This is a genomic window from Pantoea sp. ME81, assembly GCF_903970985.1.
Lineage (GTDB): Bacteria > Pseudomonadota > Gammaproteobacteria > Enterobacterales > Enterobacteriaceae > Pantoea > Pantoea communis.
Map to the genome: position 1 here is coordinate 1 of NZ_CAJCKS010000164.1, position 10,882 is coordinate 10,882.

Consider the following 10,882-nt stretch of genomic DNA (forward strand, 5'->3'; position numbering starts at 1 on the left):
GATAAGATATCAATGCAAAAGTGAGAGGAGAGAGTAAAACTTATGCAAACTGTTTTTTTTTTAAAGCAGAAGCCGACATACGAAATTTCTGAATGTGACTGGGGTTCGGACGTGTGCTTTTCCGATCCCCGCCATGAAAACCACGTAGCGCGATGGTGTCATAACGCGTAGCGGCACCGCCAAAGTTGGTGAATACGCCCGGCGTATAGTTCAGTACCTGATTGAGATCCTGCGCACCCTGATCCTCCATCTGCTGACGTGTTACCACCGAGATGGACTGCGGCGTGGTGATCAGCGGCTGATCGGTTTTACTGCCGCCGCTGCTGCGGGTGGCGAGATAGCCTTGTGTCGGTGAGTTGGCGCTCTCCTGCGGTTGCGCGGTGACGACGATGGACTCTTCAGCGAAGGTTGCAGCAGGGAGGGCCAGAGCCAGTGCACAGAGCACGCGGGTACGATTAAGGGTAAAAAGCGTCATCGGAAATCCTTTAACGGGAAGCAAATCAAAAGCAGCACTCAACCGGCAATGCCAAAAATTGAGAATACGATTAAAATTAAGAGTGAGAATTATTATCTTTTAGTGGGGTGTGTTTCAAGTTGTTAATGTGAGTGAAAGAGATTGTGAGGAAATAAACAGGAGGGGTAGCGTAGCGAGCGCGGCTTTATGTGAGAAAAGGTTTCATGATGCAGTCATACCATCTGTCGCGGTGCGCGATAGTGTGTAAACCTGAGGTGATGACTTCGCTGTGTTCAGTTGTGGCATCGTATGCCTGAGATGATGGCATTGAGCACCTTAGCTTTGACAGCGCGAACCGATTGCGCTGCTACCGTTTGACAAACAAAGCAGTAGCAGCGGTTTTATTTAAAGTAGAGGGAGAGGGTTATTTACCCGCACTCAGCGCGGGCATATTCGGGATATCGCTCGCGTTATTACAGGTGTGATCTTTCGGGCAGTATTTATCCAGTAGTTTGAGCGTCACGCCGTTGGTCCAGCCGAAACCGTCCTGCAACGGATATTCACCGCCACCACCGCCGCCCAGTTGCGCGCCTTCCACCACATACTTCTCAACCAGCTTGTGCTCTTTGTCGTAAGTGGCCTGCACGTTTTGCAGGAAGCGCTGACCAATTTCCTGCGCCAGCTTGGGTTGCTTGTAATGTTCCAGTCCTTCCACCGCCACCCATTGCAGCGGCGCCCAGCCATTTGGTGCATCCCATTGCTGACCATTGTTCACAGTGGTGGTCACCAAACCTCCCGGTTTCAACAGCTGTTTCTCCACCGCTTTGGCAGTGCGGTCCGCCTGTTTTTCACTCGCCACCTGCATATAGAGTGGGAACAAAGTAGCGGCGGTCAGCTGCGGATGAATGTGTTTTTTCTGCCAGTCGTAGTCGGCGTACCAGCCTTGCTTCTCATCCCACAGATAACGATTAATCGCTGCCTGGCGTTTCTCAGCATCTGCCGCGAACTGTTTGGCTTTGTCATCCTGATTCGCCAGTTTCGAGGCTTTGGACAACACCTGCTCCAGATGGAACATCAGGCTATTGAGATCGACCGGTGCCAGCTGGGTGGTGCGGATCGAGGCCAGATTGTGGGCATCGGTAAACCAGCGAGAGCTGAAATCCCAACCAGAAGCCGCACCGGCACGCAGATCGCGATACACCTGCTGTTTATTGCGATCCGGCGCTTTGTTGGCGGTATTTACATCGTCGAGCCAGGATTCGGTGCGCGGCGCATCGCGGTCATCCCAGTAGCGGTTAAGCAGAGTGCCGTCGCCGAGTTTGATCACGCGTTTACTGGCCTGACCGGCAGCGACCTTATCGCTGTCCGCCATCCAGTAGTCGTACTCTTTCTGCAACTGCGGCAGATACTGGCGATAGACATCATCACCTTTATGCGACGCCAGCAGATCCACCATCAGGCTAAAGAACGGTGGCTGCGAACGGCTGAGATAATAACTGCGGTTGCCGTTGGGGATATGGCCGTATTTATCCAGTTCGGTGGCGAAGTTATCCACCATATCCTGCACGCGATCCCAGTGCCCGCTTTCGGCGAGGCCCAGCATGGTGAAGTAGCTGTCCCAGTAATAAACTTCGCGGAAACGGCCGCCGGGGACCACATAGGGTTTCGGCAGTGGCAACAGGGAATCATACTGGCTGGCGGTCGGTGTCGATCGTGTCAGCATCGGCCACAGGCCGTTGATATGTTCACGCAGGCTTTGTCCTGCAGGCGGCACGTATTTGTCCTGCTCTTTGGGCAGTGTGAAGTTGGCGTCAACAAAATGCTTGAGGTCGAAGTTGCGCTGGCTCTTTTGCATCTGCCAGTCCGCCAGTATCGAGGAAGGATTGTACTTCGGAACCGCATCGGCAAAGGTTTTCTGATCCGGATAAAATTTTGCCTGCTGTACCGCATTAAACAGAGGCCCCAGGCGGATATCGGGCGGCTGTGGCTGGCTGCTTAGCATTCGGCTGGTATCTTCCGCCTGCGCAACAGAGGCGCTGGCCAGCAGCGCCGCGCTCAGTAAGAACGTCAGTGGCGCGGGGGTGAATTTGACATTTTTTATCATCGGTTTTTCTCCTTGTCCGAAAAGGTGGTGCGCTAACACATTGACCACCCGAACAACTTTAGTCGCTAACGTGCCGCTTAGCCGCCTCAAGCCATGGAAATGTGAAGCCGCGGGAATTAATCACGCAAGAAATTGCATTAACCCTAAGGTTTTTGCTTGCCCTGAAGCGCTATTTGCCTGAGGCTGAAGGAAAAAAAGGAGAGCTGTATGGAGATCATCTGGTATCACCCGTCGCAAGCCCCCGATCGCTGGCTTGCTGGACTACGACAGCGTTTACCGCAAGCCAACGTGCGCTACTGGCAGCCGGGCGACACGGCACCGGCCGATTACGCTGTCGTGCGTTCACCGCCCACCGAGATGCTGGCTGGTCGTCCATTGAAAGGCGTGTTTGCCATGGGCGCGGGCGTGGACGAAATTCTTAAGCAACTGCGCGCCCATCCGGAAATGTTAGCCGATGAGGTGCCGCTGTTCCGTCTCGAAGATACCGGCATGGCGCGACAGATGCAGGAATACGCCAACTGGTGCGTGCTGGGCTGGTTCCGCCGTTTTGCCGACTATCGTCAGCAGCAGCAACAGGCAAACTGGCAGCCACTCGACACAGTAGACCGCGCCAACTTCACCATCGGCGTGCTCGGTGCGGGCGTACTGGGCAGTAGCGTGCTGGAAAGTTTACGTCAGTGGGGTTTCCCGCTGCGCTGCTGGAGCCGCTCGGCTAAGCAGATTGAGGGCGTGCAAACCTTCCACGGTCGCGATCAGCTGGATGCGTTTCTGGATGGCACTCAGGTGCTGATCGATCTGTTGCCCACCACGCCGGAAACCACCAATCTGATCGATGAAAAGTTGCTGCGCGTGTTACCGCACGGGGCTTTTTTCCTCAATCTGGCGCGTGGCGCGCATGTGGTGGAAGCCGATCTGCTGGCCGCATTGAACAGCGGGCAACTGGCGGGCGCGGCGCTGGATGTGTTCCAGACCGAGCCACTGCCGGCGGATCACCCGCTCTGGTCTCATCCACATGTCACATTGACGCCACATACTGCGGCTATCACGTTGCCCGGCGAGGCGATGGATTTCATTGCCGGTGCCATACTTGCTCTGGAGCAAGGGGATCAGCCGGGTGGTTTAGTTGATCGCCAGCGCGGTTATTAATTCACATTGAGTCAGGAGAAGAGGATGTATCCCGTCGATTTGCATATGCACACCGTTGCCAGTACCCACGCATACAGCACACTGCATGACTATGTGGTGCAGGCGAAGCAGAATGGCCTGAAGCTGTTTGCCATCACCGATCACGGCCCGGATATGGCGGATGCGCCGCACTACTGGCACTTCGTTAATATGCGTATCTGGCCACGCGTGATTGATGGCGTAGGCGTTTTGCGTGGTATTGAAGCCAACATCAAAAATCAGCAGGGTGAAATTGACTGCAGCGGCCCGATGCTGGATGCGCTGGATCTGATTGTGGCCGGTTTCCATGAGCCGGTGTATGCACCGCGTGATAAAGCGCATCACACGGAAGCGATGATTGCCGCGATGGCGGGCGGGCTGGTGCACATTATTTCGCATCCTGGCAACCCGAAATTCCCGGTGGATATCCGCGCCATTGCCGAAGCCGCCGCGCATTATGATGTGGCGCTGGAGATCAATAACTCCTCCTTTACCCATTCGCGTCCGGGCAGTGAACCCAACTGCCGCGCCATCGCTGAAGCGGTGCGTGATGCCGGCGGGCGTCTGGCGTTCGGTTCAGACTCTCACACCGCCTTTACCCTTGGTCATTTCGAACACTGCATCCGCATTACGCGTGAAGTGGATTTTCCCGAGGATCGCGTGTTAAATGTCACGCCGCGCCGCCTGCTCGACTTCCTCGAACAGCGAACCGGTAAGCACATTGCTGAATTTGCGGACTTTTAACTTTTAGCCTCAAGGAATTCTGTTGCATGAATGAGTTTTCCATTCTCTGCCGCGTCATCGGCTCGCTGTTCAACCGCCAGCCACAAGATCCATTGCTGGTGCCGCTCTTCACCATGCTGCGTGAAGGCAAACTGAAGGCTCAGTGGCCGCTGGAGCAGGATGAACTGTTAACACGTCTGCAGCAGAATAGCGATCCGCAGGCCCTGGCGGCGGATTACAACGCACTGTTCGTCGGCAGCGAATGCAGCGTACCGCCTTACGCCTCACAGTGGCCAAACGGCCCGCAAGAAGCGGATGTGCGTGCGTTTCTCTCTTCACGTGGCATGCCGTTAAGCGACGCGCCAGCCGACCATTTTGGCGTACTGCTGCTGGCGGCCTCGTGGCTGGAAGATCAGTCCGCGGAGGATGAGTTTGCTGCGCAATTAGCGCTGTTCGACGACTATCTGCTGCCGTGGTGCGGCGCGTTCCTCGGCAAAGTGGAAGCCCACGCGACCAGCGCGTTCTACCGCACGCTGGCCGCGCTGAGCCGTGAAGCCATTCAGGCAATGTACGACGAGCTGAACGAAGGCAACGACGAAGAAGCCTGATTACCAGCTGGCTGCGCTGCTGCCGAGCTTGACGCCCGGCGTGGCGCAGATCATCGGCGTGCCGGGCAGGTATGCAGCGGCACGCAACCTTTCGGCAATCCCCCACGCATTGATCTCAACTGTCGGCAGGGCATCGTCGTGCTGCGCGGTAATGCCATGCTGCGGCTGCTGCGGGGACGCGCCAAACTGTTGCAATAGCCTTGCAGTGCGCGCCAGCGATAAGCGAGCCTGCCAGCCAACGTGATTTTCCCGACGCTGACGCATCCCTTCCAATACGGCGGCGGCCATCATATAGCCGGTGGCGTGATCGAGCGCCTGCACCGGCAGCGGGGTCGGTTGGGCGTTGCCACGCCAGCTCATGCCCTGTTCGGCAATACCGCATCCCATCTGCACCAGACTGTCAAAGCCGCGACGATTGCGCCATGGTCCGCTCCAGCCCCACGCATTGAGACTGACATCCACCATTCCGGGCGACAGTTTGCGCCGTGACTCGGCATCCAGCCCCAGCTTTTCCAGCGCATCCGCGCGATAACCATGCACCAGCACATCAGCGTGTTTGATCAGATCGCACAGCTGCTCAACGCCCGCTCTGGATTTAAGATCGAGCCGTGCGCAGCGTTTGCCGCAGGTGATCTCCTCCTCCAATGTTGGCTCTTCCCAGCCGTAAGGATCGATACGTAAAACCTGCGCGCCAAGGCTGGCGAGAAAACGCGTGGCGACCGGCCCGGCGATAATGCGTGTCAGGTCCAGCACGCGTACGCCGAGCAAGGGACGCGCCGTCGGCAGTTGCCAGCCGGGCGTGGGTGCATCCCCCGTGGCCTGTTGGGCGATCAGCGCTTCACTGCTGACGGCCATTCCTTGTGGGTGCTGCAACCACTGTTGCTCACTGCGCATCTGCGCAGCACAGCCGCCAGCCTCAATCACGGCCTGCTCCAGCGCGACGGCTTGCCACTGAGACACCCGTTGCGCTAATGCGGCGTGGTCGGCGTGTTGGCCCAGCACCTGCTCCATGGCGGCACGATGATGCGGGGCGTTGGTGTGCAGACGGATCCAGCCATCGGCGGTGGCGTAATCGCCTGCAAAGGGATCCCAGAGCGCGGCGGGTGAGCGATTTAGCGGCGTGAGGCTGTGCTGAAACCAGCGAGAGGCGAGCCTTACATTGACACTAACCGGGGCCGATTGCCCGAGTAAATCGCTCACTGCCTGGCTTGCCAACCCGATGCTGGTGGCGGCCAGTTCACTGACGGCAAACGCGGAAGAAAAGGTATCGGGCTGGAGAAAGCTGAGCGCGGGAAGGGGTTCCGCGCCACGCAATCCTTGCCACAGTTGCTGCCATAACGCGGCAGCAGATTGAGTATCCATATTGAGTCTCCGGAAAACGCGCGAGACTCAAGCATAGCAGAGAGAATTTAACGGCGGCGCAGGCGAGGAAAGCGCGCGTGCATGCGCAGATTACGCAGGTTGATCACCGCAATGGCGGTACCGAGCACCACCAGAGACGCCCCGAGAATTTTGAAGCTGTTCATGCTATCGCCCAGCACAAATACGCCCATCAACACGGCCAGCACGGGCGTGAGCAGCGAGTAAGGCATGATTAAGTTGACGTTGTACTTTTTCAGCAACGAATACCACAGGGTATAAGCCACAATCGAGGAAGCCAGCGCGCTGTAAAGAATACCAAACCAGCCGCGCCAGCCCGCGTGACTTAAGGCGTAAAACTGGTGCGATTCGGTGAGCCAGGAAGCGGCACCGACAATCGGCACGGCGAGGAATGAGATCCAACCGGTGAGCGTCAGCGGTTTTATCGGCGGCGATTTCTTCACGATCATATTGCTGATGGCCCAGCCAAAGGCGCTGCACAACAAGATGCATAAGACCCACCACGCCGGAATCGTTGGGCTGCCGGAGAGCACCGCCACGCCACTTAACGAGATCGCAATACCAAACAGCTGTACCAGCGTCAGCTTCTCTTTTAGCACCAGCATCGCCAGCAGCATGGCAATCGGTGTACCGAGCTGCACCACAATCGCGCCGGTTCCGGCATCGGTAAAGCGCATGCCGACAAACAGCAGCGAGAAGTGCATAAAGCCAAAAGTGAAGGCAAGGGTGAGCAGCCACGGCAGCTGTTCGCGCGTAATGCGGCAGAACGGCACCAGTACAATCGCCACCACCACAAAGCGCATCCAGGTGAGGAACAGCGGTGGAAGTTCCAGCAATCCCCACTTCACCGCCACGTTATTGAAAGCCCAGATGGAGACCACCATCAGAACCATAAAAAAATGCCGCACTGCCACAATGTCATCCTTCACATGAAAGGGGGTAATCACCGGCTAATCATGGCACGAAGCCGTGCATTTCTGTGACATTGTGCAAAAATATTTTTCGCTATGGCATGAGCTTATGCAGGAAAAAAATAAGACAGGTCACTGATTTCCTGTCAAAGTGGATGTCCGAAAGCTGACTCCGTTAAGGAATGAATTCGGAATGACACACACCCGCGCGTTACCCCTTGCTCTGATTCAACTCGAAGTGCCGCCACCGCAGGTTGTGGCGCAAATTGGTGAACAACCCGTCTGGTTTATTGATGCGCTGCAACTGCAGCCTGAAGACTATGTGATTGTCCGTCCGCATCTTGGCGAAGAGCTGCCGGCGTTTGATCGCGTCAGCGGCGCGATTCTCAGCGGCTCCTGGGCAATGGTCACCGACCACGCCGACTGGAGCGAACGCACGGCGGCATGGATTCGTGGCGCGCTGGAAGCGGAGCTGCCGCTGCTGGGCGTCTGTTACGGTCATCAGCTGATGGCGTATGCGCTGGGCGGCAAAGTGGGTGATAACCCGAACGGCTGGGAGCGCGGCTTGAAAACCCTGACCAACACTGCCAGTGATGATCCCTGGTTAGCGACGTTACCAGGTGAATTCCAGGCGTGGTTGTCACATCGCCAGTCGGTGATTACGCCGCCGTCGCAGGCTGAAGTATTGGCACGTTCCGAGCTGGATGGCTGCCAGATTTTACGTTATTCCCCGCAGGCGCTGTCGGTGCAGTTCCACCCGGAGTTTACCCGCGAAATCATGACCACCTGCTTACCGGAAGGCGTGAGTGATGATGGCGCGCAGGTCGCCGGTGAGGATTGGTCACGTGAGTTGCTCCAAAGATTCTGGCAGCAAACGCGGCCGCAGCCGCGCGTGCAGGCTCAGGGCGCGTAATGCCGTGTGCAGCGATAAACCCAGGCGGGCGGCATATTTTTCAGCACCCGCTGGCGCTGCCAGGTGAAGTAACGTGACAGAGTAGGTTGGGTCAATGAGGTGTATTGAAACTGGATAAATACACCGCGCGGGCCCAATACATCGTGCACGGCGCTGAGAATCGCTTCACGCGTTTCCGGCGGCAGCGACAGCAGCGGCAGGCCGGAAAAGATCACATCGTATTCACCCGACAAGTACTCGGCTGAGCACGCACGCACCTGCATGCGCGGATCGCTCCACGCGCGCAAACTCTTCACTAAATCTGGACTGATCTCGAACACATCTAATTGAGCCTGCGGCGACATTCTGTCCAGAATATGACGGGTTAACACGCCGTCACCGGCACCGAGTTCGGCGATACGCAGGCTGTGATCCCAGTTGGCGGCATCGCACATGGTGCGGCACAGCGCAGCAGAGGAGGGCGTGATGCTGCCCATCTTGCGCGGGTTTCGAATAAATTGCTGAACAAAGTTCGCTTTGGCGCGCATTAACGTCAGGGCTGAAGCCAACATCTCTTTCTCCTGATGAGTATCCTGTTTCATATTGACCAAATTCATTGCGTTTGTTTCGCTTTTCGCTGCATATGCGCCAAAACTCGGAATTTTCCGCAACGAAGCGGGGAAGAAATTGGAGGGATGTAAAGCTGATAACCTGGCTGTGAATTGGCGCAATAGACTCCGGCCATCTGCGGCGGGCAAGAGCGTAACGTTTAATCAATGCTGAGACTGACGTGCAGGATCATCACGCCTAAATCTCAAACCCTCATTCCCGGCATTTTCCTTCGGTGCGGTCACAGTTTCCCGCTCTGCGATCTGACAGGCTGACATTGATCGATCAATGTTAATAACAGGTTTCATAGTTGTTATTCGCCACTCTGTCCGCAAGGAGAAACACCATGCGTTACGCTGCTCCGGGAGAACAAGGTTCTCTCATCACTCTGCAATCGCGTTATGGCAACTTTATCAACGGCGAATTCGTTGCGCCGGTGAACGGTAATTACTTCGTCAACACCACCCCGATTAACGGTTCTACCATCGGCGAGTTCCCGCGTTCGGACAAGGCCGATGTCGATAACGCAGTGGCGGCAGCACAGGCCGCTGCGGATGCCTGGGGAAAAACCTCTCCGCAGGCGCGTTCGCTGGTGCTGCTGAAAATCGCCGATCGACTGGAAGAGAAGCTGGAATACATCGCGGTCAACGAAACCTGGGATAACGGCAAGCCGGTACGTGAAACCCTGGCCGCTGACCTCCCGCTGGCGGTAGACCACTTCCGCTACTTCGCGGGCTGCGTGCGCGCACAGGAAGGCACGGCAGCGGAAATCGACGAATTCACCGCCGCTTACCACTTCCATGAACCGCTGGGCGTGGTCGGGCAAATCATCCCGTGGAACTTCCCGCTATTAATGGCAGCGTGGAAACTGGCTCCGGCGCTCGGAGCGGGTAACTGCGTGGTGTTGAAACCGGCTGAGCAGACGCCCTTGTCGATCACCCTGTTTATGGAAGTGATCAAAGACCTGGTGCCGCCGGGGGTCATTAACGTGGTGCACGGTTACGGTAAAGAAGCCGGTGAAGCGCTGGCGTCACATCCGGGTATCGCCAAGATCGCCTTTACCGGCTCCACCGCTACCGGTGGGCACATCCTCGAGCTGGCGGCGAAAAGCCTGATCCCGTCCACCGTTGAGCTGGGCGGTAAATCACCGAACATCTTCTTTGAAGACATCATGGATGCGGAAGAGAGCTTTATCGAGAAAGCGGCAGAAGGCGTGGTGCTCGGTTTCCTGAATCAGGGCGAAGTCTGTACCTGTCCGTCACGCGCGCTGGTGCAAGAGTCGATCTTTGAGCCGTTTATGGCGGCCGTCATGAAACGTATTAAAACCATCAAACGCGGCGATCCGCTGGATACCGAAACCATGATTGGCGCGCAGGCATCGCAGCAGCAGTTCGACAAAATCCTCTCTTATCTGGAAATCGCGCAGAAAGAGGGCGCACAGGTGCTGCACGGCGGCGGTGTAGAGAAGATTGGTGAAGCGTTCGATAGCGGCTACTACATTCAGCCCACGCTGCTGAAAGGCGACAACAGCATGCGCGTGTTCCAGGAAGAGATCTTTGGACCGGTGGTCGGTGTGCTGACCTTCAAAGATGAAGCGGAAGCCCTCGCCATCGCCAATGACTCAATCTACGGGCTGGGTGCTGGCGTCTGGACCCGTGATATCAACCGCGCCTATCGCATGGGCCGTGCGATTAAAGCGGGTCGTGTCTGGACCAACTGTTATCACCTCTATCCGGCACATGCGGCGTTCGGTGGCTATAAAAAATCCGGTATTGGCCGCGAGACCCATAAAATGATGCTCGATCACTACCAGCAAACCAAAAACCTGCTGGTGAGCTACAGCACGCAACCGCTGGGCTTCTTCTAAGTATTCAGGCAGCGGATCACACCGCTGCCTTTTCTCCTGCATGCCTCATTCGGACTAATCCTGCCGCGATTCGCATCTACCCTATAAGGGCGTTTTCTTTCTCCCTTAGTCAGGATGGTGAATCATGCGTATTGCGGCAACGTTGTCTGTCTGCCTGTTGTCCCTCTCAT

General features: G+C 56.7%; 9 protein-coding genes. 5 read left to right on the forward strand and 4 right to left on the reverse strand.

Translation table 11 applies throughout. The annotated features are described in order from the left end of the window. Positions 1–878 precede the first annotated feature (878 nt). Complete coding sequence (gene treA, locus H7A81_RS21965; RefSeq protein WP_182058725.1) at positions 879–2,558, reverse strand: alpha,alpha-trehalase TreA; 1,680 nt, start codon at positions 2,556–2,558, stop codon at positions 879–881. Between the two features lie 207 nt (positions 2,559–2,765). Between treA and ghrA the strand changes: the two genes are divergently transcribed. Genes ghrA through H7A81_RS21980 form a run of 3 tightly spaced genes read left to right on the forward strand, consistent with a single transcriptional unit; the run spans position 2,766 to position 5,053 of the window. Further along, on the forward strand, positions 2,766–3,704 hold the full coding sequence (ghrA, locus tag H7A81_RS21970; protein WP_182058726.1) for a glyoxylate/hydroxypyruvate reductase GhrA: 939 nt from the start codon (positions 2,766–2,768) through the stop codon (positions 3,702–3,704). 24 nt (positions 3,705–3,728) lie between these two features. Further along, on the forward strand, positions 3,729–4,466 hold the full coding sequence (locus H7A81_RS21975) for a phosphatase (protein ID WP_034821944.1): 738 nt from the start codon (positions 3,729–3,731) through the stop codon (positions 4,464–4,466). 26 nt (positions 4,467–4,492) lie between these two features. Then, positions 4,493–5,053, forward strand: a complete 561-nt coding sequence (locus H7A81_RS21980; RefSeq protein WP_058959684.1) for a molecular chaperone — start codon at positions 4,493–4,495, stop codon at positions 5,051–5,053. Here the strand turns inward: H7A81_RS21980 and H7A81_RS21985 are convergent, their stop codons facing one another. Next, positions 5,054–6,415 carry a CoA transferase gene (locus tag H7A81_RS21985; protein ID WP_182058727.1) on the reverse strand — a complete coding sequence of 454 codons (1,362 nt, stop codon included), beginning with the start codon at positions 6,413–6,415 and terminating at the stop codon, positions 5,054–5,056. Positions 6,416–6,462: 47 nt separating this feature from the next. Then, the gene (locus H7A81_RS21990; RefSeq protein WP_034822113.1) at positions 6,463–7,347 is read right to left on the reverse strand and encodes a DMT family transporter; all 885 of its coding nucleotides are present in this window, start codon (positions 7,345–7,347) and stop codon (positions 6,463–6,465) included. Between the two features lie 190 nt (positions 7,348–7,537). Here H7A81_RS21990 and H7A81_RS21995 point away from each other — a divergent pair, with 190 nt between their 5' ends. Next, positions 7,538–8,257 carry a glutamine amidotransferase gene (locus H7A81_RS21995; protein ID WP_182058728.1) on the forward strand — a complete coding sequence of 240 codons (720 nt, stop codon included), beginning with the start codon at positions 7,538–7,540 and terminating at the stop codon, positions 8,255–8,257. Here the strand turns inward: H7A81_RS21995 and H7A81_RS22000 are convergent. Then, positions 8,245–8,808: a class I SAM-dependent methyltransferase gene (locus H7A81_RS22000; RefSeq protein ID WP_097119214.1), complete on the reverse strand. Its 564-nt coding sequence runs from the start codon at positions 8,806–8,808 to the stop codon at positions 8,245–8,247. The two genes, H7A81_RS21995 and H7A81_RS22000, sit on opposite strands and share 13 nt — an antisense overlap. Positions 8,809–9,191: 383 nt before the next feature. On the opposite strand from H7A81_RS22000, the gene H7A81_RS22005 reads away from it, so the two are divergent. Continuing rightward, positions 9,192–10,712 (forward strand): aldehyde dehydrogenase family protein, encoded by a 1,521-nt coding sequence (locus H7A81_RS22005; RefSeq protein WP_058959688.1) that lies wholly within the window; start codon positions 9,192–9,194, stop codon positions 10,710–10,712. The last annotated feature ends 170 nt before the right edge of the window (positions 10,713–10,882 follow it).

Bases quoted from the DNA above. Each gene is read 5' to 3' on its own strand.
- treA (WP_182058725.1), bottom strand. From the start codon at position 2,558: ATGATAAAAAATGTCAAATTCACCCCCGCGCCACTGACGTTCTTACTG.
- ghrA (WP_182058726.1), top strand. From the start codon at position 2,766: ATGGAGATCATCTGGTATCACCCGTCGCAAGCCCCCGATCGCTGGCTT.
- H7A81_RS21975 (WP_034821944.1), top strand. From the start codon at position 3,729: ATGTATCCCGTCGATTTGCATATGCACACCGTTGCCAGTACCCACGCA.
- H7A81_RS21980 (WP_058959684.1), top strand. From the start codon at position 4,493: ATGAATGAGTTTTCCATTCTCTGCCGCGTCATCGGCTCGCTGTTCAAC.
- H7A81_RS21985 (WP_182058727.1), bottom strand. From the start codon at position 6,415: ATGGATACTCAATCTGCTGCCGCGTTATGGCAGCAACTGTGGCAAGGA.
- H7A81_RS21995 (WP_182058728.1), top strand. From the start codon at position 7,538: ATGACACACACCCGCGCGTTACCCCTTGCTCTGATTCAACTCGAAGTG.
- H7A81_RS22000 (WP_097119214.1), bottom strand. From the start codon at position 8,808: ATGTTGGCTTCAGCCCTGACGTTAATGCGCGCCAAAGCGAACTTTGTT.
- H7A81_RS22005 (WP_058959688.1), top strand. From the start codon at position 9,192: ATGCGTTACGCTGCTCCGGGAGAACAAGGTTCTCTCATCACTCTGCAA.